Source organism: Aeromonas sp. SE22 (genome assembly GCF_038739755.1).
Lineage (GTDB): Bacteria > Pseudomonadota > Gammaproteobacteria > Enterobacterales > Aeromonadaceae > Aeromonas > Aeromonas jandaei.
In genome coordinates this window covers 21,180-43,894 of record NZ_JBCGFD010000010.1, presented here as the reverse complement: position 1 = coordinate 43,894, position 22,715 = coordinate 21,180, and the positions used below count along the sequence as shown (strand labels likewise).

Below are 22,715 nucleotides of genomic sequence, written 5' to 3'. Positions count from 1 at the left end.
TTCAGGGAGCCGAACTTGGCTTGGGTCAATTAATCAACACTATGAATTGATGAAGTGAGGGTCAGCTGGCTGGAGCAAAATCGTGAATTTCACCACTCCTCGGGGTGAGGCGAGGATCGCCGTCGTTATAGCTGCTCACTAGCTGCATGGTCTGGCAGAAACTGCCCGCTTTGTCGTACTCCTGCCGGGCAAGGTCGATAGCCCGCTCGGCCCTTCGCCGCGTCATCTTATCCGCCTTGCGATCGCTGAACTGTTGTTGCTGATGCAGCATCCAGTCGACGAAGGCTTGCTGGCAGTGAGATTCACTCTCGGCCTGGGCTGGCAGTGTCCAGAGCAGGGAGAGCAGTAACAGATAACGCATGATAAATGGCGATCGACAACGGCTGATGGAATCGGAAAGCGGGCATTCTATGCGGCGATATCGGGTGTGAACAGTATCAATAAGAGGGCCGCCCGCAGGCGGCCCTCTTGTGCTTCAGCGCTCTATATCTGCTCAGTGCTTGACGATATAGAGCTGGCGGCTGTAGGCCACATCTTCCGGGTTGTTGATGGGGTAGCCCTTGAGCCAGGGCTTGATGAGCCGGGCATTGGTGTACTGATAGATGGGGGCGATGGGCGCCTGCTGTTCGAGGATGCTCTCCGCCTGATCGAACAGCCGGCTGCGGGCACCGCTGTCGCGGGTTTGCGCCGCCTTGTCCAGCAGTTGGTCATAGCTTGTATCGGCAAAGCCGGTCATGTTGCCGCTATGGTGAGAGCCCCACAGACCGAGGAAGGCGGACGGGTCGTTGTAGTCGGCCACCCAGGAGGAGCGGATCACCTCGAACTGGCCGCTCTGGCGGCTGTCGAGATAGGTTTTCCACTCCTGATTGGTCAGCTCTACCTGAGCACCCAGCTTCTGTTTCCACATGTTGGCGATGGCGAGCGCCAGCTTCTTGTGTACTTCGGCGGTGTTGTAGAGCAGCGAGAGCTTGAGCGGCTTGTCAGGGCCGTAGCCAGCCTCCTTGAGCAGCGCCTGTGCCTTGCTGTCCAGCTCCTGCTGGCTGCTGCTCGAGAGCAGGTTGGCCTTGGGCTCGAAGCTGGCGGTGACATCCGGGGTGAAGTGGTAGGCCGGTTTCTCGCCGGTGCCGAGCACCTTGTCGGCAATCAGGGCGCGATCGATGGTGTAGGAGAGCGCTTTGCGTACCCGCACGTCGTTCAATGGCGGCTGACGGGTATTGAAGGCGTAGTAGTAGGTGCCAAGCTGCATTGGGGTATAGACCTCACCCGGGATCTCTTTCATCAGCTTGTCGTACTGCTCCTTGGGGAAGGATTCGGTGATCTGCAGATCCCCCGCCAGATAGCGGTTGGTTGCGGTGGTCTCCTGATTGATCGGCATGAAGATAACCTTGGTCAGCACAGTGTGGGCCTTGTCCCAGTAGTGGGGATTGGGCACCAGCTCCAGCTTCTCGTTGACCACCCGACTGCTCAGCACGAAGGCGCCGTTGCCGACCAGCTTGCCGGGCTGGGTCCACTTGTTGCCAAACTTCTCGATGCTGGCCTGATGCAGTGGCGACAGGCTGGGGTGGGTGAGCAGGCTCAGGAAATAGGGAACCGGTTGGGAGAGGTTGATCTGCAGGGTGTGGTCATCGATCGCCTTGACACCCAGCTCGCTGGCAGGCAATTTGCCAGCCATGATCTCGTCCACCTTGTCGAAGCGGGCAAGTTGGGCAAACCAGGCGAAAGTGGCCGCCTCTTTCGGGTCGACCAGCTTGCGCCAGCTATAGACGAAGTCGCCAGCCTTGACCGGATCGCCGTTGGACCAGCGGGCATCCGGGCGCAGGTGGAAGGTGAAAAACTGGTTGTCCTTGTTCTCCCAGCGCACGGCAACGGCGGGGACGGGTTTGCCATCCGGCCCCTGGGTCAGCAGCCCCTCGAACAGATCCCGCAGCACCTGCAATTCGGGCAAGCCGACCAGCTTGAGCGGACTGAGACTGGCAGGTTCATCTTTCAGGTGGCGAACCACCACCTGTGTGGCGGCCAGTTCGGTTCCGGCGGGAATATCGGCAGCCTGGACTGCGGCACAGCCCAAGAGGGCCAGCAAGGGGCTCCATCCTTTCATGGGTCGGATCCTTCAAATTGTGTGAAGCGGGGAGAAAACTCGGCGAGAAAATGTCGCCGACAGACGGGAAATCATGATATCCCGTTTACTGGTCTGACCGCCAGCATTCGGCTCTCATCTGTCGCCGGGGCGGCGCCGCGTTGTCGCGTGTCCGGGATTGAATGTGACTAGGAGTAGCAAACGATGAAAGCATGGTTATTGCCGGGCTGTTTCCTGATGGTCGGGGCGCTCAGCCAGAGTGTCTGGGCGTTGACGCCGTGTCAGCGCGACACGGCGGTGGGCAGCTGGTGCGAGGCGGGGATCGAGACTCTGCACCCGACCCAGGGGGGGGTGGGGCAGCTGCAGGTGGATGAAACCCAGGCGATGCTGGCGGACATGAATCCGAAGCAGCTCGACAAGCTGATGAAAAAGAAAGAGATCCCTGTGGTGATTGCGCCGGATGGCGGCTACTGGCTGGTGGACCGACATCACCTGACCAAGGCGCTCTGGCAGCAAGGGGTCAAGCAGGTGCGGGTCAAGGTGATCGGTCGCTTGCAGGATAAAGACAACTTCTGGAGCCAAATGCAGAACAACCACTGGGCCTGGCTCAAGGATGAGAAGGGGTTACCCCTCACGCCGGAGCAGCTGCCGACCAGCATCGACAAGCTGCCTGACTACCCCTATCGCACTCTGGCGGGGTTGCTGCAGGATGCGGGTTACTTCAGCAAGCAGGATCAGGTCTACTTTGTCGAGTTTGCCTGGGCCAGCTGGCTCGGCAAGCAGATGCAGTGGATGCCGATAGACAGCGCCAATCTGGCGGCTCGGCTGCAGCAGGCCAAACGGCTTGCCTGCGGCAGCGATGCCAAAGATCTGCCCGGTTATCCCGGCCGGCAGTGCAGCCTCAACCAGTCGAAAACGGCGAGCTGACAACCAGACTACGAGAGAGGGCGACCCGTGGGGCGCCCTCTTTGTTATGCCTGTCTGCGCGTTATGGTGTCGCATCTGGCGCAGAAGCTTGGCTCTGCCAGGTGGCCGCCGCCTGTTCCAGTAGCGCCACCTCGCCCTGCTGGATCAGTGGCAACAGGGCATTGACCTGTTCGTTCGGCCAATCCCACCAGGCGAGGGCCTGCAGCCGGGCGATCTCGCTCTCGGTGAAGCGCATCCGTACTATGGCCGCTGGCGTGCCTGCCACCATGGCATAGGGCGGCACATCTTTGGTGACCAGCGTCCGGGCGGCGATGATAGCGCCATCGCCGATGGTGACGCCGGGCATGATCATCGCCTCCATACCGATCCAGACATCGTTGCCGATGCGGGTATCGCCGGCAGGGCGGTAGCTGCGCTTTAGCGCCTCCAGATCAGCAAACGGATAGGTGCTGATGAAGGCGGTGTTGTGGGTGTGGTTGCCGCCCATGATGATCTTCACCCCGGCGGCGATCTGCACGTAGTCACCGATATGGAGCTGGTCGATATGCCAGAGCGGCTCCCAGCCGGTATCGGGATGGCGGCTGAAGCTGTCGCCATAGAGGTAACGCACCACCTCCTGTTCGAAGGGGCCATCCCAGGCACCCGAGTAGTAGCTATGTTGCCCCTTGAGGCGGATGTTGGGGTTGCTGACCGTCAGATGCAGATATTCGACCTGTGACCAGTGCTGGCAGGTTTTCATCCTGGTACTCCTTTGCTGAATGGATTTGATTGGTTGCGCTCGATGGAGCGCAGCTAATAGATCCAGACCAGCATGCGGGGCACGCAGAGCAGGGAGCAGCCCAGCATTTGGGGCAGACGGGGTCGCATTCGGGGTAAGCCCTGATATCGGCAAGTGGCGGGATCATAAGGGGGATTGCAGCGATTTGCCAACCTGCAGCGGAGATCCTGCACTAACCATCTGGTTGATATTTATTCTCAATTAGCCATCATTAACCTCCCGGTTTAGTCGGTGGGGGATAACGAAATGACACCAGAGAGTTGGCAGCGTTACATGCTGGAGGCGGAGCGGTCGTGGCAGTCCGGTTCGCTGGGGGCCGCCGTCTGCTTCTATCAGCAGGCGCTGGGGGATGTCTACGAGATGAGCGAGGTTGAGCTTGCCGAGTTGGCCAGCATGCGGGTCGCTACCTGCCACCGGCTGGCAGATTTCTGGCGGGCGATGGATGAACCCGCCTATGAGCTGCGTTATCTCAAGCTTGCCTCCGAGCTGGTGACGGCGCTGGTACCGCAGTGCCCCAACCGGGAGTGCGAGGCGCTGATCAGCGAGCTGGGTTGCTGCCGCGGCGCCCTGCTCGCCTTCTTGAAGCGCCACCCCAACCCCGAAATAGCCAAACTGATCCATTTGCAGGACAAGGTACAGGGCTGCGAGCTAATCGGCCGTTTTCGCCTCAACTGACAGGCGTCGATCTCAGCTGCGGCGTTTGAGCTTTTGAGCGATGCGCTGCTGCGCCTCTTCCCCTTGCAGCGCTTGGGCGAAGGCGCGCGCCTCCAGATCGATGACGAAGTGAACCGCCTGTTTGAGCTCCTGTTTCAGCAGCGCCTTGCTCTTTTGCACCGCCCTGGGCGCCTTGGCTGCCAGCTTGAGCCCCTGCTCGCGGGCAAAGGGGAGCAGGGCATCGGCGGCCATCACCTTGTTGGCAAGCCCGAGCCGCAGTGCCTCGTCGGCATCGATCGCCTCGGCCAGCAGCAACAGCTCCGCTGCCTTGAGGTGACCCACCATGCGCGGCAGCAGCAGGCTGGAGGCAAACTCCGGCACCAGCCCCAGCTCGACGAAGGGGAGTTGCAGGCGGGCGTTATCCGCCAGATAGACCAGATCGCAGTGGAGCAGGATGGTGGTACCGATCCCCACCGCCGGGCCGCCGACCGCCGCAATCACCGGCTTGGGAAAGTCAGCCAGGGTGTGGAGGAACTGCAGGATGGGGTCGTCGGGTTCCAGCGAGCTCTTGCCGACGAAATCGGCCAGATCATTGCCCGCGGTAAAGCAGTCGCTCTGACCCTGCAGCAGCAGGGCGTGCACCTCCTCATCGTTTGCCGCCTGTTGCAGGGCGCTCACCAGCTGCTGATAGAGGGCGGTATTGAGGGCATTGCGCTTGTCGGGGCGGTTGAGCGTCAGGGTGAGCAAGCCATCCTGCTGCTCGGCGACGAGAATGGGGGCCATGTCTAAATCCTTGTTATTGAAGGGTGCACAAAGGTTACTGCTGGAGTAACCTTGGAGCCGTTTAACAACATCATAAAAGGATTTCAACCATGTTTAAACGTGCGTTTTATTCTCTGCTGGTGCTCGGCATGACGGCTCCCGCGCTGGCCAAGGTGGATGCGGTTGACGGCTATGTGCGTTTGCTGCCGCCGGGCTCTCCCAACACCGCCGCCTTCATGGTGCTCAAGAACGATGCCGACAAGCCGGTCAAGCTGGTAGCCGCAGCCTCTCCTGCGGCGGGTCGCGCCGAGCTGCATACCCACCTGCACGAGAATGGCGTGATGAAGATGCGTCAGGTCGAGAGCATCGAGATCCCGGCCAAGGGTGAGGTAGCGCTGCAGCCCGGCAGCTTCCACATCATGCTGTTCGAGATTGGTGCGCTCTCCGAAAAAACGCCGATGCCGCTCACCCTGACCATGGATGATGGCGAGAAGCTGGAGCTCTCCCTGCCGGTCAAACCGATCGAGCCGATGGCGGGGATGAACATGAAGCATATGAAACACTGACATTTGTCGTCGCTTGTTCAGATTTGAGACTGGGTATTTTGGCTGCACCGGGTAAAATAGCGCTCTTTCCATGTATGCAAGAGGAAGTGAAGTGATGAAAAAGACGCTGATTGCCGGTGTTCTGTTTGCCCTGTGCAGCCAGGGTGCCATGGCCGCCAATGACTGGCGTTTCGCCGCCGGTGCCGACGTATGGAATGCCCAGGGCAGTGGTCAGGTTTATGGTGCCAGCACCAACTATGACGATCACTACAACTGGAACGGCTACCTGCAGCTGGAACACGGCATCATTTTCCTGCCGAACGCCAAGTTTGAGATCTCCGACTTCAGCACCTCCGGCGGCGCCTTCAAGAATGAGCTGACTGCCTACGATCTGAACCTCTACTACCGTCTGTTCAACAACGATCTGTTCAAGATCGATCTGGGTCTGACCGGTCGTTACTACGATGGCGAGCTGACCTCCTACGGTCGCAAGGGCTACGACAAGGACACCGTGATGGCCTACGCCGGTAGCGAACTCTACATCCCGAACACAGGTTTCGCCTTCTTCGGTGATCTGCGTACTCACGACGTGGACAACTATGACTACCGTCTGGGCGCTTCCTACAAGTTCTCCAACATGCCGGTCAAGCTGCGCGCCGGCTGGCGTGAAGCCAATGTGGACTTCGACAACGTCGACCAGCGTATCGACGGCTGGTTCATGGGCGGCGAATTCACCTTCTAATCTGAGTGTCTGACGACAAGGAGAAGTAATGGGCTACATCATAGTGACGGGGGCCGGTTCCGGTCTGGGCCGCGCCTTGACCGCAGGGCTGGTTGAGCGGGGCCATCGGGTTGCCATGATGGGGCGCCGTTACGAGAAGCTGCAGGAGCAGGAAGATCTGCTCGGTCAGGCGGTGATCGGCATTGCCGCCGATCTGGCGCACCACGAAGAGGTGGAGATGGCCTTTGCCGCCGCCGTTGAGTGGGGCGGCCTGCCCGAGATGGTGATCCACTGCGCCGGGGTTGGCGAATTCGGCCCGGTCGGCATCTACACCGCCGAGCAGATCCGCAGTGTGGTGGAGAGCAATCTTGTCTCCACCATACTGGTGGCCCAGCAGACGGTGCGTCTCATCGGCGAGAAAGGTGGGGTGCTGGCCAACGTGCTCTCCTCTGCCGCTCAGGTGGGCAAGGCCAACGAGAGCCTCTACTGCGCCTCCAAATGGGGGATGCGCGGCTTTCTGGAGTCGTTGCGCGCCGAGCTGAAAGGCTCGCCGCTGCGGCTGGTGAACCTCTATCCGAGCGGGATCCGTAGCGCCTTCTGGGACAACTCGGATCACGTCGACCCGACCCGTTTCATGACTCCGGAAGATGCCGCCGCCTACATGCTCGATGCGCTGGCGGCGCGCAGCAGTTGCCACGTAACCGATCTCTTTATCGGTCGCAACGAGTAGATTTTTCTCTTGCCGCACAGGCTCAGGTTAAAGAAAGAGGGAGGCGTGATGCCTCCCTTGTTTTTTAGCTGATAGCAAAATCGATCATTGGTGCCCCCCTGCTTGGCCGCTTCTGCTGGCCAGTTTCCCTTTCAGCCAGCTCTCCAGGTCGGCCACATAGCTGTAGACAACCGGCACCATCAGCAGGCTCATGGCGGTGGCTGACAGTAACCCCCCTATTACGGCAATGGCCATCGGTTGGCGGAAGCTGGCATCCGCGCCAAAGCCCAGCGCAAGTGGCAGCAAACCCGCCGTCATGGCGACCGACGTCATGGTGATCGGCTGTGCCCGTTTATGACAGGCATCGAGCAGGGCATCGCGCAGGCTCATCCCCTGCTGCCTGGCTACGATGGCAAAATCCACTACCAGTATCGAGTTCTTGGTGACGATCCCCATCAGCATGACCAGCCCGATGAGCGATGGCAGGTTCAATTCGCCGTGGGTCAGCAGCAAGGCGGCAAAGGCGCCTCCCGCGGCCATCGGGACGGCTGAGAGGATGGTCAGAGGCTGGAACCAATCCTTGAACAGCAACACCAGTACCCCGTAAACGCAAAGCACACCCGCAATCATGGCGCCGCTCATGCCGGCAAACAGCTCGGCCTGGGTCTCTGCATCGCCAGACTCCAGCAGCCGTACCTGTTCCGGGCGATCCTGCAGAGCAGGCAGCGCTTTGGCCGCTTTCAGGGCATTGCCCAAGGCATAACCCCCCAGATCTGCCGTCAGCGTGACCTGACGTTCGCGATCAAATCTGTCTATTTGTGATGGGCCGCTCTCCAGCCCAATCTCGGCTACGTTGCCAAGAGGAACCAGTCCAGTGCGACCCGGCACGCGCAGCGCCGCGATAGCCTCAAGGTTCTGGCGCATCTCCCCGCGCAACAGCACACGGATATCCAGTTGTCGCTGTTCCAGATTCAGTTTGGAGAGCGAGGACTCGCGATCTCCTGCCAGCGCGACCCGCAAGGTGTCGCCAATGGCCTGGGTTGTCACACCGCTCTCGGCAGCTTGATCGGCATCGGGTCGGATGACTACATCTTGTCGCTCCAGACTGGCTGTCGAGGTCACGTTGTGGAGAAATGGCAAGCCACGTAGCTGTTGTTCCAGCTGTTTGGCGCTATTCATCAGCGCGTGTGTATCTGAGCTGGAGAGCACCAGCTCGAGTTTTTCACCCGAGCCACCGCTGCTAAATGAGAAGCGGGCACCGGGAACATCAGCCAACCGCTGCCGCATGGCCAGCTCGATCTCCCTCTGTTTCGGACGTTCCCCACGCTCGGCAAGCACGACGACCAGGCTGGCAAAGCGTACTTCACCGGGATCATTGGCCGAGGCATTGCCGGCATAGGCGAACATGGACTTCACGCCTTCAGTGCCAATCAGCGCATTTCTGGCCTCCTCGGCCATCTCCATGGTTTGATTGATGCTGGCTCCCGGAGGCAGCTCAATGCTGATGGTGGTGCTACCCCGATCAGCCGGCGGAATAAAGCCGGTAGGCAACAGCGGCAACAGGGCGGCGGAGAGTACAAACAGACCGACACCGATGAGCAAGGTCTTCAGACGATGATCGAGGCACCAGCGAGCCAGTCGCAGATAGAGTTGCATGGTGGGGCCATCGTGCTCTTGCTGGTGCTGGCCGGGTTTGATCAGCCAGACCGCCATCATGGGGGTGATGATGCGGGCGACCATGAAAGAGAGGCCGACGGCAATCACTATGGTCCAGCCAAATTGCTTGAATACCAGACCGGGGACACCACTCATCATGGCGGTGGGCAGGAACACCACGATCAGCGTGGTGGTGGTCGCCGCTACTGCCAGCGCAATCTCGTTGACCGCGTCTTCAGTGGCCTCCCGGGCACTTTTCCCCTTGTTCATATGGCGGGCGATGTTCTCGACCTCAACGATGGCATCATCGACCAGGATCCCGACGACGACCGCCAGCGCCAGCAACGTAATAGTGTTGAGCGTATAGCCTGCCCAGTGCATATAGGCGAAGGCCGGTATGATGGAGAGAGGGAGTGCGACCGCCCCGATCAGGGTGGCTCGCCAGTCGCGCAGGAACAGCCAGATTACCAGCACGGAGATAATGGCGCCCTCATAGAGCATGTGCATCGAACCTTCGTACTGCTCCTCGGTATGCTCGACCGTGCTGTTGACCCGTAGCAACTTGATATCGGGATATTTGTGCTGGATCTCCTGCAGCGCTTGCTCTACCCCTGCGGCAATGCGCACCTCGTCAAACCCCTTGGTGCGCCAGAGTTGAAATCCCACCGCAGGTTTGCCATCCAGCATGGCCGACTGGGTTCTGTCGGCAGTTGTATCCCGGACGGTCGCGATCTCGTCCAGACGGATTTTGCGTCCATCACTCAGCACCACCGGCAGGGCGCGCAGCTGGTCGGCTTGCTGTACCGTCGCCAGGGTTCGCACACTCTGCTCAGCCCCACCCATCTGACCCCGTCCGCCGGATGACTCCTGCTGGACACTGCGTAGCGCGCGCGATACATCAGCCGCAGTGGCCCCCAGCCCGGAGAGACGAATGGGATCGACTTCGATGCGCACTTCCCGGCGCACGCCACCGATCCGGGTGAAATCTGTGATGCCGGGAACGGCTTGCACCGCCTTGGCCAGTTCGTTGTCAACCAGCCACGACAGGGCCTCCTCGCTCATCTTGTCGCTGGCAATGGCATAGGTGAGCATGGCGCCGCCTGGCCCCGCGATCACCTTGCTGACGATAGGCTCCTGCAGGTCATCGGGCAGATCGCTGCGGATCCGATCAACCGCATCCTTGGTGTCGGACAAGGCTTCATTCAGATTGCGCTCCAGATCAAAGGTCACCGTGATGGTGACCACTCCATCGTTAATTTTGGTGGTCATGTGGCGCAGACCACGTACGGTCGCCAGCGAATCTTCCACCTTTTTGGCGACATCGGTTTCCAGCTGGGAGGGGCTGGCGCCCGGCTGACGGAGTTCCAGTTTGACGGTCGGTAAATCGAGATCCGGCAAATCCTGGATCCCCAGCTTCTGGAAGCCGGCCACGCCGGCCAGGGTCAGCATGATAAACAGCAGGATGGAGGGAATGGGGTTGCGGATCGACCAGGTTGCCAGATTCATGGTTACTCCTTGCCTTTGGCGGTTATGACGCGAATGGCTTCACCATTGTTGAGGAACCCGGCCCCCTTGAGGGCAATCAGGTCGTTTTCCCGGATGCCCCGGGTGATTTCGACGGCATTGTCGCGGCGCAGGCCCACGGTGACCTCCTGCATATAGGCCTTGCCATCGTCGATGCGGAAAACGACGCTGCGGCCATCCCGGATCAGCAGCGCCTGTGCCGGGATGGTCAGTGCCTGCCGTTTCTCGACTTCAATTTGGCCACCGATATACATGGCCGACTTGGCACCGCTGCCCGGCAGGATATCGACATAGGCAGTACCCATCCGGCTGTTGTTGTCGAGTGCGCCAGCCAGCTGCCTGACCTGCCCTTCCGTTCTGGCACCGGATGGCAGGAGCAAGGAGACATGCTGGCCTGGCTTGACTTGCTCCATCTTGGCGGCGGTCAGTTCGGCGCGCCACTCAAGGCGATTTTGTCGTATGAGGCGAAACAGTTCGGTACCTGTGGCTGGTACCTGCCCCAGTGTGGCATTGCGAGCAGTAATAAGACCATCATCCGGCGCAATGATGCGGGTATCGTCCAGACGTACCTGTTGACTGGTCAGTGATGCCTTGGCTGACAGCTCCTGCGCCTGAGCCAGCTTGAGCTCGGTCTCCACTTTGAGCAGATCCTGATCGCTGACACTCTTTGCCTGATAGAGCCTGCGCATGCGCTGGGCATTGGCCAGGTTTTGCTGCAGGCTCGCCTCGGCCTTGATGAGCTCGGCTTGGGCTCGCTGCACATCCGCCCTGGCGATCCTGTCATCCAGCCGAGCCAGCATGGTGCCTCGAGTGACCAGATCACCGACAGCGGCGTTGATCTCCACCACCGCCATGTTGCCGCTATTGGCACTGACGATGGCCTCCTGCCAGGGGGTAACAACGCCCATTGCCGGAATGATGTCAGGCCAGAGTTGCCGCTGTGGTGTCACCGTCGTGATTGCCGTCGCCATTTTGTTTTCTGCGGCATCACTTATTAATGGGGTCAGACATAGTTGAGCGATGATTAACATGAACAAAGGATGTCGCATAATTTGGAGGCTCCACGCAGCGGCCAATATGGCAATCATGTTATGCTACTATGATTACCGGTCATATTTTTTGGTGATGGATTAAATCAGTAATAAATTTAGCTGGTCGCTGGTGAAGCTGATTCAGGATGGGTAATTCCGGCAAGGAATATTGAAAATACTCCCGGAGCCTGCTTCTGGAGTTGTTCCATATCTTCGGCAATGACGGCTTGCATAATCAAACCTTGCAGCATGCCGATGAATAATGTCGCCGCAGCATCCATATCCAGAGTTGATGGAAATTCATGGTTTGCAATACCTTGCTGCATTAATTTAATCAACATCGCCCGATAACGTAATAACAATGTCTTGGCAATCGTTCTGGTTGGCGAGGCTCGGCTCTTTTGCAGCTCGCCAAACATCATTCTTGGAATACCGGGGTGATGAGCTGCAAATTCAGCGTGCGTCATAAACATGGCTTCCAGTGCAGCCGGTGCTGACTCGATACCCTCTATGGCACGTTCGAGACGGGAGAGCAGGGTGTTGGCGATCCACTCCATCACCGTCTGGAAGATGGCATCCTTGGTGGGAAAATGTTTGAACAGGGCCCCCTGGGTGAGCCCCATGTGCTGCGCAATGATGGTGGTGGTGAGCTCCCCGGGGTGATGCTTGGCCAGCAGTGTGATGACCGTCTGGATCGTGGCGGCTTGCCGCTCTTCGCTCGGTAAATGCTTGGGATGACGCGCCATCTGGTCTGGTCTCTAAGTAAAGTAATTCACCTATTACTTAGCATCAATCTCTGTACGTTTTTTGTCAAGCAAGCCACATCGACAAAAACATAACCATATGAAATAGAAGGTTTTTATATACAGCGTCATTTCTCCATCCTGGCCATGATTAGCTTTGCCAGCGGTTGAGCGGCCTGGACTATCGTCACTAGGTTTCACGTGTGATGGGGTACATCAAGAGATGATGGAGATGAACTCCTTGATGTCTTCGCTGTGCAGAGTTAACGACCAGAGGGCACGATGCTGGTCTGAGCTGAGGCCATCGGTATATATAATTGTGCTGTCTTGAATATGAATATGGTTACGGTGTGCTTCCATTTGCAGCCCCGTCGTTGGAAACCAGATATGTATAATTCCCGATGTAATAAAGGTAAATTGAGCAAAAAGTTCATTTTCGCCGACCAGTCTGAAGGTTCTCTCAATCACTTTGACTTGCATATATTCTCCCGGTTAAAAAACGCAATTGATATTTGCGTCAAGAGATAGTCCTGAAATTAACGAGAGACAATAGAATGTGGTGCTGATTGTGAGAGCGCTCACGGGTGGTGAAAAAGTAATTGCTGGGGCTCACTTGGGGGTTTCATGGCAATTAATGGCATGCTAGGCAAATATTTCTGTTAAATATCGGTTATATATCGCAGCACGACTGGATTGTCCTGCAGTTTATTTTCACAGAACCATATTGAGCACATGGCAGGGGTATTTCCGGTATTTCCCGTCAGATCACCCCAGCATAGCGACACCTCCTTACCAGAGCAGGTGGAGTGGTTTGGTGGTCAGGAGTCAGGAGACAGTGCAGGAGGATACCCGGCATCCTGATGTAACAGGGCCATCCGTCAGAGAGAGCAATAAAAAATGCCAGTCAGCATTGGCTGACTGGCACCATTTTGAGTGCGTTCGTTAAGGCGGCTGTGGGGCTTAGCGGCCCAGCTTGGCCTTGATCATGGCGACGATATCGCTGATGGCCACTTCCTGCTTCTCGCCGGTGCGGCGGCACTTGTACTCCACCACGCCGTTATCCATGCCGCGCTCGCCGATGACGATGCCGTGCGGCACGCCCAGCAGCTCCATGTCGGCGAACATCACGCCCGGGCGCTCTTTACGGTCGTCGAACAGCACGTCGACACCGGCTGCTTTCAGCTCGGCGTAGAACTGCTCGGCCAGCTCGGCAACACGCACGGACTTGTGCATGTTCATCGGCACGATGGCCACTTCGAACGGGGCGATGGCGTCCGGCCAGATGATGCCGTATTGGTCGTTGTTCTGCTCGATGGCAGCGGCCACCAGACGGGAAACCCCGATACCGTAGCAACCCATCTCCATGGTGACGGACTTGCCGCCTTCGTTCAGCACGCTCGCCTTCATCGCTTCGGAGTACTTGGTACCCAGCTGGAAGATGTGGCCCACTTCGATACCGCGCTTGAGCAGCAGCTTGCCCTGGCCACACGGGCTCGGGTCGCCTTCTACTACGTTGCGCAGGTCGGCAACTTCGTAAGCGGTGATGTCGCGATCCCAGTTGGCACCGATCAGGTGGAAACCGGTCTCGTTGGCGCCGCAGACGAAGTCCGCCAGATGGGCGGCGCTGCGATCGACGATGATGCGACCGGCAAAGCCGACCGGGCCGATGGAGCCTGCGTCGCAACCGGCGGCCGCTTTGATCTGCTCGTCGTTGGCGAAGGTCAGCGGGTTGGCAACACCAGCCAGCTTCTCGGCCTTGATTTCGTTCAGCTCGTGGTCGCCACGCAGTACCAGCGCGATGACGGCCTGCTTGCCAGCCTCATCCTCTTCGCCCAGTACCAGCAGAGTCTTGGCGATGGCGGTCGGCGCCACGTTCAGGAAGGCGGCCACTTCGTCGATGGTGTGGACGTTCGGGGTGGCAACCTTGGTCAGGGCAGCAGTGGCGGCAGCGCGCTCGCCAGCCGGTGCCAGCGCTTCGGCCATCTCGATGTTGGCGGCGTAATCTGATGTATCGGAGAAGGCGATCAAATCTTCACCGCTCTCGGCCAGCACTTGGAATTCGTGGGAGCCGGTACCACCGATGGAGCCGGTATCGGCCTGCACCGGACGGAAGTTCAGACCCATGCGGGTGAACGCCTTGCAGTAGGCGGCGTGCATCTTCTCGTAGGTATCGACCAGAGACTCTTTGTCGATGTGGAAGGAGTAGGCATCCTTCATCAGGAATTCGCGGCCGCGCATCACGCCGAAACGGGGGCGCACTTCGTCGCGGAACTTGGTCTGGATCTGGTAGAGGTTGAGCGGCAGCTGCTTGTAGCTGTTCACTTCGTAACGCACCAGCGCAGTGATCACCTCTTCGTGGGTCGGGCCCAGCACGAAGGGACGGTTGTGGCGGTCGGTCAGGCGGCACAGCTCGGGACCGTAGTCATCCCAGCGGCCGGACTCCTGCCACAGTTCGGCGGGCTGCACCACCGGCATGGAGACTTCGATGGCACCAGCATTGTTCATCTCTTCGCGAACAATGTTCTCGATTTTCTTCAGTACCCGCAGACCGGTTGGCAACCAGGCATACATGCCGGAGGCCAGTTTACGGATCATCCCGGCGCGCAGCATCAGCTGGTGGCTGACAACTTCAGCGTCGGAGGGGGTTTCCTTGAGAGTGGAAAGCAGATATTGGCTGGTACGCATCGCGGTAGACCTTAGCTAGAACGGGCGCGGGGCCCAGGATAATTTCAAGGGCGGAATTTTAACAGGCTGGGCGTTGCGGCCCAAGGGCTAAATTTGCCGCAGCCGCGAAAGGGCGGCGCGGGCCGGCCATCTTGCGCGGATCGGAGGGGATGCCCGACTGGCCATCACCGGCTTGCCGGAGGCGCATGTGACCGCAATTGGCTTGGTATAAGTAAAAGTTTGGCCATTTTGGCAAAACCCATAAATTTGATTTATACCGCGTGGTTTGTCCCTGTAACGGGCCGCAGCTTGCCAGTGAGGGCTCGCTAAGGGGATTGGCCGATCCTGACGATGCAAATCTTGCCGCAACCCGCGGGAACGGGGGCTGGCGGGGCCTTGTCCTCGGGCCATTTGGCCGGGCTGCAAAAGCGGGGCGGGTAGTACCACAACCATTGGGCTTTTAATGCCTGCAATTTGGCCGGATCTCCGCTAAACTCTGCCACCTTTTCGTGACGGGTCGGCCAAACCGGCCCCGTCGCCCCCTCTTTTATTTGTACTTTTGGAGCCGCTCATGCCGCTAGTGGGACATCAACACCAGATCGAGATCCTGGAACTGACCGACAAAGGAGATGGCAAAGGACGCCTGTTCGACCGCCCCCTGTTTGTCGAAGGTCTGCTGCCGGGTGAGCAGGCGTTGGTCGAACTGACCGAGGTGAAGCCCAACTACCTGCACGGCAAGGTCGCCGAGCTGCTCCAGCCCTCCGCCGACCGGGTGGCCGACTTCTGCCCCAACACCGAGTGCGGTGGCTGTCAGGTGCGCCCGCTGGCTTATCCGGCCCAGCTCAAGCTCAAGCAGAGTCTGGTGCAGAGCGCCCTGGAGCAGGTCGGGCTGGGTGAGGCCGTGGTCAATCCCATCCTCGGCATGGAGACCCCGTTCGCCTATCGCAACAAGGCGCAGTACGCGGTGCGCGGCTGTGACGCGGGTGCCGAGATCGGTTTTTATCGCAAGCACTCCCACGACCTCATCACCGCCGATGATTGCGCGGTGCAGGACTCGCTGCACGTGGAGCTGAACGCCCGGGTGCGCAACTGGATGCGCGCGCACGACATCGCGGCCTATGACGAGGTGAACCACACCGGCTGCGTGCGCAACCTGATGACCCGCAAGGGCTTCAAGAGTGGCGAGCTGATGGTGGTGCTGGTGACCCTGAGCGAGGAGCTGCCGTTCGAAGCCGAGCTGCTGGCGGCTCTGCAGGATCTGCCGATCACTACCCTGGTGCAGAACATCAACGAAGCGCGCACCAACCGCATTCTGGGCGACAACAACCGGGTGCTGCTGGGCAGCGGGGTGATCCGCGACAAGATCCACGAACTCGAATTCGAGATCTCGCCGCTCTCCTTCTTCCAGAACAACCCGAGCCAGACCGACGTGCTCTACTCCAAGGCGCTGGAGTATTGCGAGCTGACCGGCAACGAGACGGTGTTCGACATCTATTGCGGTATCGGCACCATCTCCCTGTTCCTGGCTGGCAAGGCCGCCAAGGTAGTGGGGATCGAGTCGGTCGAGAGCGCCATCAGCGACGCCCGTCGCAATGCGGCTCTCAACGGCATCGAGCAGACCGAGTTCCACGTCGGCAAGGCGGAGCAGCTGATGCCTGCCCTGCATGCCGAAGGGGTGAGCGCCGATGTGGTGGTGATGGATCCGCCGCGCAAGGGCTGTGACAAGGCCGTATTGCAGACGCTGGTGGCCATGGCGCCCCGTCGTCTGGTCTATGTCTCCTGCAACCCGCAGACCCTGGCCCGCGATCTCGCCTGGCTGGTCAAGCAGGGCTTCGTGCTGGACGAGGTGCAGCCGGTCGATATGTTCCCGCACTCAATGCACGTCGAAGCCGTCGCTCGCCTGAGCCTGCCCGCCAAGGCATAAGTCGCCTCTGACTTGCGCCCATAAAAAAACGACGCCAACTGGCGTCGTTTTTTGCTATCTGATACTCGCAGCTTGCGGTAGTCAGCCCTGCTTGCGTACCTCGTCGGCAATCTGGTCGAGCAGCTGTTGCCAGCCCAGACCCAGCTCGCTGACCAGCGCGTTGTAGCCATCGGCCGGCAGCACCCGCACCTGATTGAAGGGGGCTTCGCGCAGTACCGAGCCATCTTCCGCCAGCAGGCGCCAGCGTCCGCTCAGCACCGCGCGGCCATCGTGACGACCCTGGAAGCGCTCGACCAGTATGGTCAGCACCGGGCCCTTGCGGCCGCCATCCTGACGGACGACCCAGCCCGGCAGGCGGGTGGAGAGGCCGTTGAGGGTGAGCTGGTTGAGCTGATCGTCGAGCGAACCGGCCCAGCGGTGGTACTCGGTGAAGTGGAGCTCCTGCCCCTCCAGCTGATAGACCAGACTGATCCGGTCGAGCTGGCCCGCCAGCGCGATGGGGCGCAGCACCAGCTGGTGCTGCGGAGTAACCGGCGCCGCAGCCGGTTGCTGGCTGTCGGCGGCGAGGGAGTAGTAGTGCAGTGCCGGCTGGGTGCCGCTGCACCCGGCCAGCAGGCCGGTCAGCGCCAGCGTCAGGATGAACTTTTTCATGGTGTGCCTCGCTTGGGTTCAGGGTCCCGGGGACGGACGCGATCGAAGATCAGCGAACTCGGCTGCTCGTTGAGAGAGTGCACCAGCGGCTGCAGCTCGCGCATCAGCTGGTTGAGGGTCTGCACCGACTGACGCAGATCCTGATTGGTTTGCGACTGGGCATCATAGGCCTGCAGGGTCTCCTGCAACTGCTTGAGGCTCTCGTTGAGCGACGCCGGCAGCTGCTGGGTGGAGTCCTTGGCGGTGAGCTTGTCCAGATTGGCGCTGACCGCACTGATGTTGCGCAGGGTGCCATCCAGCGTCGAGAGCGAGCTGTTGACCTTGGTCAGGGTGGTGGCCATATCCATGTCGACAAACTTGTCGAGGATCAGGTTCACCTTGCGCTCGATCTGATCCAGCCCGCCCTGCACGGTCGGGAAGACCTGATAGCCGGCCAGCTTGACCTGATCGAAGCGCGGTGCGTCCGGATAGAAGTTGAGGTCGATGATCTTGCCGCCGGTCAGCAGGCTCGAGGTCTTGAGGCTGGCACGCAACCCCTCCTTGAACTGCTTGCTGAACAGGGCGCGCCACTGATCTTTTTCCGCCTTGGCATAACGGTGGGAGAGGCGCTGCACCTCGATACGGGCCAGTACCGGGATCTGGCGGTTCTGGAAGATGCGAACCCCCTTCTCCTCGATCATGTAGGGCGCCGAGATGACGGTGCCGACCCGGATGCCGCGATACTGCACCGCCGCGCCCGGGTGGAGGCCCGCCACGTTGTCGTCGAACAGGAAGACGTAGTCGATGAACTGATCCAGACTACCGGCCAGCACGCTCGCCTCATCCTGGAACAGGGTGAACTCCTCGTGCTGCTTGACCGGATCACCCGGAGACCAGCCGGCAGGCAGGCCCATGGTGATGCCGCCGTCGATCAGGCTCTCCAGCGAATCCATCTTCACCTTCATCCCTTCACTGCTCATGGAGACCTCGAAGCCCGGGGTCAGCCAGAAGCGGGAGTTGCTGCTCACCAGAATGTCGTAAGGGGCGTTGATGAAGATCTGATACTGCATCTCGCTCTTTTCAGGCAGGAACTTCGCCTCTTCCACCTGACCTATGGTGAAGCCCTGATAGTTGATGGGCGAGCCCTCGCCAAGTGCCTTGGCTTCGCGGCTGGAGAGGGTGAGGCGCAGCCCCTTGGCGTCCAGCGAGGCGAGCGGCGGCTTGTCGAGCATGGCGTACTCGTCGCGTGCCTTCCCTTTCTTGCCGGGGGAGAGCTCGATATAGGCGCCGGAGAGCAGGGTGCTGAGACCCGATACCCCTTCGCGACCCACTCTGGGTTTGACCACCCAGAACTTGCTGTCGCCGCGCAGCATGCTGGCGGCGTCGTTGGTCAGGCGGCCCTTGAGCACGGCGTGGCTGTAGTCATCGCTCAGCTGGACGGCATCAATGCGGCCGACGGTGACCTCGCGCGAGCGGATCTCCGTCTTGCCAGCCACTATGCCTTCGGCGGTGGCGACTGTCAGGGTGAAGCTCGGGCCCTGGGAGTACCAGTGCTGGAACAGCATCCAGAGACCGATGAACAGTGCCAGCAGCGGCACCATCCAGATTGCGGCGGCGGAGCTCAGAAAGTCAGAGCCCGGTTTCCACCTTGTTTTACGCTCACTCACGTTCGCGTTCTCCTTGTTGTAAATCCCAGATCAGGCGCGAGTCGAAGCTCATGGCGGCGACCATGGTGATCAGCACCACGCCTGCAAATGCGACGGCCGCAGGGCCGGGGTAGATGGTCATCAGGTTGTCGAGCCGGATCAGGCCCGCCAGAATGGCCACCACGAAGACATCGATCATCGACCAGCGTCCGACAAATTCGGTCATCCGATAGAGCTTGAGCTTGCCGAGCGGCGACTCGGCATGGCCGCTCTGCACCATGTAGCAGAGCCAGAACAGCGCCAGGATCTTCACCAGCGGCACGACCACGCTGGCAAAGAAGATGACGGCGGCGATGGGGTAGGAGCCCATCGCCCAGAGCAGCACCACGCCGCCGAGGATGGTGGAGGGGCTGTCATCGCCGAGAAAGACGGTGTCCATAATCGGGTAGACGTTGGCCGGAATGTAGAGAATGGCCGAGGTGATGAGCAGGGCCCAGGTGCGGTTCAGGCCGCCCGGTTTGCGGGCATGCAACTTGCCGCCGCAGCGCTGGCAACTGTGGCTGCCCGCATCGCTCAGGGCGCCGCAGATATGGCAGCCCACCAGACCCGATGCCATGGCGCCCGCTTCGGGATCCAGTTCACGCTGCTCGGTCGGGCCGAACAACCGTTGCCAGAGCCACATCCGATCCAGCGACGAGATGGTCTTGATGAGCAGGATGGTGTAACCGACGAAGGCCCAGAACGAGAGGCCCATCTGGATGTCGGCCATCCCCATCAGCTTGACCAGCGAGATGAGCACACCCACCAGAAAGACATCCACCATCAGCCAGGGCTTGATACGGCAGAGCAGGCGGCCGAGAGAGCGCAGGGCGTGGCTGTGCAGGTCTTTGTCGAGGCGCCACAGTACCAGCATGATGGAGCCGATATAGACCAGCGGCAGACCGATCAGGGTGATGCTGAGCACGGCGCTGAGAAACAGATACCCTTCGTCCACCAGAGTCGAGATGCACTGGAGAAAGGTCATCTCCTGCCCGATCCCCTTGGCCGAGAAGGACATGAAGGTAAAGGAGTTGGAGAGCACGAACATGATGAGCGCCGCAAACCCGTAGGAGATGGGACGCAGCTCCTGCTGTGGCAGATGCTGGCTCAGGGTGTGACCGCAACGGGGGCAGTGGCTGGCTTCGCCCACCGCCAGCGGTGTGGCCGGGATCAGCAGGTCACACTCTTCGCAGGCGGTGTCGTCATGAACGTAGGTGGTATGGTGTTGGTGTGAAACCGGATGCAAGATAAAACCCCAGATTAGGCTCGCGAGAGAACCAGAGGGGCGATTATCGCAGTTGTATCGGTCAGCGACCAGTCCTGCAGCGCTGCGATTTGCGGGGCGGTGTGTGAGAATGACTTTGACAAGCCAGTGGCCATTTAGCACAATCAAACGCCACTTTTTTTCCGCGGGACAATAATTTATGACAACTGAATCCCCAAGCTACTCCACGATTGAGCAAGCCTTCTCCCTCGGGAACGGGCAAGATTCTGCCCTCAACTGGTTGCGTAAAAACCGCAGTCAGGTCGCCATTTTCCTGGTGAGCGGCATCAAGCTGGAGGGCACCATCAGCGGGTTTGACCAGTACAGCGTGCTGCTGACCGATGCACACGGCAACCAGCAGCTGGTCTACAAGGCCAAGATCTCCACCATCGCCATGCACACCGGCCGTCCGCAGGTGAACATCCAGCGTGCTCGCAAGCCGCGTGTCTCCATGGCGCCGCGTCCCCACGGTGCGCCGGGTCGCTATGACGACAATCAGGGTGGCGGCAACAACGAGTAATCGTACGTCACTGCCTGTCCGTTGACCGCCAGCTGCGTCAACGGCTGACGGGAGTTCCGCTCATTCTCCATCCTGTCCCGTATGAGCGTGGACTCCCGTAATCGCCCTGCCAGGGGCGATAACTTTCACCTCATCAGAAGTCGATCCCTACCGGTTTACCCTCTTTGACCATGCAGGTCTGCATCCCGGCAGCCTCGCCCGCCTGTACGCCGATCCCGGTATCTTCAAACACCAGACAGTCTGACGGAGCGACCCCCAACTTGCTGGCGACCAGCAGGAAGGTGTCCGGATTGGGCTTGTGCAGCTCCACGTCGTCGGCCGTCACCACCACCTGAAAATAGCGATCCAGCCCGGTATTGCGCAGCACCGCTTCGGCATTGACCCGGGGTGAGCCGGTGCCAATCCCCATCGGGATGGTGCCGTGATAGCGATCGAGCAGTGTCTGCATGGCCGGAAACACAGTCGCCTTGTGCAGATTGGCCACATAGTGGGCGGTCTTGCAGCGGGTCACCTCGAGCGGATCGAGGGGGATCTGCTGCTCTTCGGCGACCAGTAGCGCGATCTTGCGGCTCGGCATGCCACCCAGTTCATAGAACCAGTCGGCATCGAAGCGAAAGCCAAACTCACGGGCGGTGTGCTCCCAGGCGGCGAGATGCAGCGGCATGGAGTCGACCAAAGTGCCATCAAGGTCAAAGACCAGGCCTTGGAATCCGGAAAGGGTCATGGTGCGGGGTCTGTCTCTGAAAAAAGGGAGCCCATTCTAGCCAGTGGCTCCCCGGCTCGCCATCACCTAGCTGGTGAGAAACGCTTGCCCCCACATTTGTGCCTGAAAATAGATGGGGGTGAGCTTGGCCGGATCGAGCTGGTAGTGCGGGGCCAGCTGTGCCAGCAGAGCCCAGTTGCCCTGCTCGTAGGTGTTGACCAGCTGGAACAGATGAAACAGCGGCCCTTCGTGCAGCTCGATGGCCCGTTTGACGTTCGTGGGCAGGTGGCGCTTCATCTCCTCCGACAGCAGGGAGGCATCCTGCACCAGCCCGACCAGAAAGGCCCAGCTGGCGTCGGCTTTACCGAGCGCCGTGAGGGCGATGAGCTCGCAGAAGCGGCCGCGAGCGATGGCCATCCGGGTACAGGCTTCGGGCATATGTTGGCTGGCCCGGGCCAGCCCGTTGATCAGCACGAATTTGCGGATCTCCTGCTCCCCCAGATAGGAGAGGGCACGGGGCACCGAGGTGATGGGAGTGGCGTGATCGAAACCGGGGGCGTTGACATAGGTGAGCAGTAGGCCAGGTAGCCAGGCATCCTGCTCCAGCAGGCGGGCGACTTGAGCAAAGGAGAACTCTTCGTGGCAGATTAGCTGGAGGATCTGCTGCACCAGCGCCATGTCGGGCTGCTGGGCGCGCTGGTTGACCAGCTCGGGACGGGCGAGAAAGCCGCCGGCGAAGAAATCGACCCCCGCCTCCCGCAAGGGGAGAAAGTCCTCCCACGCCTCGACGTTGAGCGCCATCCGCTTGTGATCGGTGGGTTGGCAGATCCCCTCTTCCCCCGTCCAGAACACCAGCAGGCGGCTGGCACCGAGCCAGCGGGCATCGCGATGGGCGCCATGGACGGCGAGTCTGCGTCGGCTGTCGCGCCACTGCTCCAGCACCGGAAAGGAGGTGGGTAGCCGTTCGCTGGATGCCTCGACCAGCGGGATGGTCTCCTGAGCAAACAGCAGGGGGCGTTGCTCATCGAGCTGTTCGTGGCTGAAGGGGAGCAGATATTGGCGCCCCTGCGCCAGCAGGTGGCTATGTTGGGCCAGTGCGGGCCATTCGGCCGGTGAGCTGAGCTGAGCTGATAGTCGATGCCGTAGGCCACCAGAGCCAGGCGACGGTTGAAGATGGGATAGCGACGCAACAGCATGG

General features: G+C 60.1%; 20 protein-coding genes and 1 pseudogene. 7 read left to right on the top strand and 14 right to left on the bottom strand.

The genetic code is table 11. The features are described from left to right. Nucleotides 1-61: 61 nt before the first annotated feature. Both AAHA39_RS15060 and AAHA39_RS15055 read right to left on the bottom strand, forming a co-directional pair. On the bottom strand, nucleotides 62-361 hold the full coding sequence (locus AAHA39_RS15060; RefSeq protein ID WP_320656110.1) for a hypothetical protein: 300 nt from the start codon (nucleotides 359-361) through the stop codon (nucleotides 62-64). Nucleotides 362-493: 132 nt separating this feature from the next. Continuing rightward, nucleotides 494-2,098 (bottom strand): peptide ABC transporter substrate-binding protein, encoded by a 1,605-nt coding sequence (locus AAHA39_RS15055; protein ID WP_320656111.1) that lies wholly within the window; start codon nucleotides 2,096-2,098, stop codon nucleotides 494-496. 183 nt (nucleotides 2,099-2,281) lie between these two features. Between AAHA39_RS15055 and AAHA39_RS15050 the strand changes: the two genes are divergently transcribed. After that, nucleotides 2,282-3,004 (top strand): ParB-like protein, encoded by a 723-nt coding sequence (locus tag AAHA39_RS15050; RefSeq protein ID WP_104016432.1) that lies wholly within the window; start codon nucleotides 2,282-2,284, stop codon nucleotides 3,002-3,004. A 61-nt stretch (nucleotides 3,005-3,065) separates the two neighbouring features. Here the strand turns inward: AAHA39_RS15050 and AAHA39_RS15045 are convergent, their stop codons facing one another. Continuing rightward, entirely contained in the window at nucleotides 3,066-3,743 is a 678-nt protein-coding gene (locus AAHA39_RS15045; protein WP_320656112.1) for a CatB-related O-acetyltransferase, read from the bottom strand. 285 nt (nucleotides 3,744-4,028) lie between these two features. Here AAHA39_RS15045 and AAHA39_RS15040 point away from each other — a divergent pair, with 285 nt between their 5' ends. Further along, nucleotides 4,029-4,457 carry a DUF2753 family protein gene (locus AAHA39_RS15040; protein WP_320656113.1) on the top strand — a complete coding sequence of 143 codons (429 nt, stop codon included), beginning with the start codon at nucleotides 4,029-4,031 and terminating at the stop codon, nucleotides 4,455-4,457. 12 nt (nucleotides 4,458-4,469) lie between these two features. Here the strand turns inward: AAHA39_RS15040 and AAHA39_RS15035 are convergent, their stop codons facing one another. Beyond that, nucleotides 4,470-5,219: an enoyl-CoA hydratase-related protein gene (locus AAHA39_RS15035; protein ID WP_320656114.1), complete on the bottom strand. Its 750-nt coding sequence runs from the start codon at nucleotides 5,217-5,219 to the stop codon at nucleotides 4,470-4,472. A gap of 89 nt (nucleotides 5,220-5,308) precedes the next feature. On the opposite strand from AAHA39_RS15035, the gene AAHA39_RS15030 reads away from it, so the two are divergent. From AAHA39_RS15030 to AAHA39_RS15020, 3 genes are all read left to right on the top strand, one after another. Further along, nucleotides 5,309-5,764: a copper chaperone PCu(A)C gene (locus tag AAHA39_RS15030; RefSeq protein ID WP_033115110.1), complete on the top strand. Its 456-nt coding sequence runs from the start codon at nucleotides 5,309-5,311 to the stop codon at nucleotides 5,762-5,764. 94 nt (nucleotides 5,765-5,858) lie between these two features. Continuing rightward, nucleotides 5,859-6,485, top strand: coding sequence for a TIGR04219 family outer membrane beta-barrel protein (locus AAHA39_RS15025; RefSeq protein WP_033115111.1), 627 nt, complete (start codon nucleotides 5,859-5,861; stop codon nucleotides 6,483-6,485). Nucleotides 6,486-6,513: 28 nt separating this feature from the next. Beyond that, nucleotides 6,514-7,194: an SDR family oxidoreductase gene (locus AAHA39_RS15020; RefSeq protein WP_156853603.1), complete on the top strand. Its 681-nt coding sequence runs from the start codon at nucleotides 6,514-6,516 to the stop codon at nucleotides 7,192-7,194. A gap of 84 nt (nucleotides 7,195-7,278) precedes the next feature. Here AAHA39_RS15020 and AAHA39_RS15015 read toward each other — a convergent pair whose 3' ends face one another. The 5 genes from AAHA39_RS15015 to AAHA39_RS14995 all read right to left on the bottom strand — a co-directional run bounded on the left by AAHA39_RS15015 (nucleotide 7,279) and on the right by AAHA39_RS14995 (nucleotide 14,812). Continuing rightward, nucleotides 7,279-10,335, bottom strand: a complete 3,057-nt coding sequence (locus tag AAHA39_RS15015; RefSeq protein ID WP_320656115.1) for an efflux RND transporter permease subunit — start codon at nucleotides 10,333-10,335, stop codon at nucleotides 7,279-7,281. Nucleotides 10,336-10,337: 2 nt separating this feature from the next. Next, complete coding sequence (locus AAHA39_RS15010) at nucleotides 10,338-11,324, bottom strand: efflux RND transporter periplasmic adaptor subunit (RefSeq protein WP_320656116.1); 987 nt, start codon at nucleotides 11,322-11,324, stop codon at nucleotides 10,338-10,340. Between the two features lie 176 nt (nucleotides 11,325-11,500). Further along, the gene (locus tag AAHA39_RS15005) at nucleotides 11,501-12,130 is read right to left on the bottom strand and encodes a TetR/AcrR family transcriptional regulator (protein ID WP_208737091.1); all 630 of its coding nucleotides are present in this window, start codon (nucleotides 12,128-12,130) and stop codon (nucleotides 11,501-11,503) included. A gap of 213 nt (nucleotides 12,131-12,343) precedes the next feature. Beyond that, on the bottom strand, nucleotides 12,344-12,607 hold the full coding sequence (locus AAHA39_RS15000) for a hypothetical protein (RefSeq protein ID WP_050490107.1): 264 nt from the start codon (nucleotides 12,605-12,607) through the stop codon (nucleotides 12,344-12,346). A 480-nt stretch (nucleotides 12,608-13,087) separates the two neighbouring features. Continuing rightward, on the bottom strand, nucleotides 13,088-14,812 hold the full coding sequence (locus tag AAHA39_RS14995; RefSeq protein ID WP_320656117.1) for a proline--tRNA ligase: 1,725 nt from the start codon (nucleotides 14,810-14,812) through the stop codon (nucleotides 13,088-13,090). A gap of 550 nt (nucleotides 14,813-15,362) precedes the next feature. Between AAHA39_RS14995 and rlmD the strand changes: the two genes are divergently transcribed. Then, on the top strand, nucleotides 15,363-16,715 hold the full coding sequence (gene rlmD / locus AAHA39_RS14990) for a 23S rRNA (uracil(1939)-C(5))-methyltransferase RlmD (protein WP_071912641.1): 1,353 nt from the start codon (nucleotides 15,363-15,365) through the stop codon (nucleotides 16,713-16,715). A gap of 81 nt (nucleotides 16,716-16,796) precedes the next feature. Here the strand turns inward: rlmD and AAHA39_RS14985 are convergent, their stop codons facing one another. From AAHA39_RS14985 to AAHA39_RS14975, 3 genes are read right to left on the bottom strand one after another with little or no spacing between them, the layout of a single operon-like run. Next, nucleotides 16,797-17,366, bottom strand: a complete 570-nt coding sequence (locus AAHA39_RS14985; protein WP_042032581.1) for a PqiC family protein — start codon at nucleotides 17,364-17,366, stop codon at nucleotides 16,797-16,799. Further along, nucleotides 17,363-19,012: an intermembrane transport protein PqiB gene (gene pqiB, locus AAHA39_RS14980; protein ID WP_041209196.1), complete on the bottom strand. Its 1,650-nt coding sequence runs from the start codon at nucleotides 19,010-19,012 to the stop codon at nucleotides 17,363-17,365. Before pqiB ends, AAHA39_RS14985 begins: the two co-directional genes overlap by 4 nt. Then, on the bottom strand, nucleotides 19,005-20,276 hold the full coding sequence (locus AAHA39_RS14975) for a paraquat-inducible protein A (protein WP_104016419.1): 1,272 nt from the start codon (nucleotides 20,274-20,276) through the stop codon (nucleotides 19,005-19,007). Before AAHA39_RS14975 ends, pqiB begins: the two co-directional genes overlap by 8 nt. Nucleotides 20,277-20,454: 178 nt before the next feature. Between AAHA39_RS14975 and hfq the strand changes: the two genes are divergently transcribed. Next, nucleotides 20,455-20,814, top strand: a complete 360-nt coding sequence (gene hfq / locus AAHA39_RS14970; RefSeq protein ID WP_005335772.1) for an RNA chaperone Hfq — start codon at nucleotides 20,455-20,457, stop codon at nucleotides 20,812-20,814. A 133-nt stretch (nucleotides 20,815-20,947) separates the two neighbouring features. Here the strand turns inward: hfq and AAHA39_RS14965 are convergent, their stop codons facing one another. Both AAHA39_RS14965 and AAHA39_RS14960 read right to left on the bottom strand, forming a co-directional pair. Next, a complete protein-coding gene (locus tag AAHA39_RS14965; RefSeq protein WP_043849710.1) occupies nucleotides 20,948-21,538 on the bottom strand; it encodes an HAD family hydrolase in 591 nt (196 codons plus the stop codon). A 66-nt stretch (nucleotides 21,539-21,604) separates the two neighbouring features. Then, a pseudogene (locus tag AAHA39_RS14960) lies at nucleotides 21,605-22,713 on the bottom strand (EAL and HDOD domain-containing protein). Nucleotides 22,714-22,715: the final 2 nt, after the last annotated feature.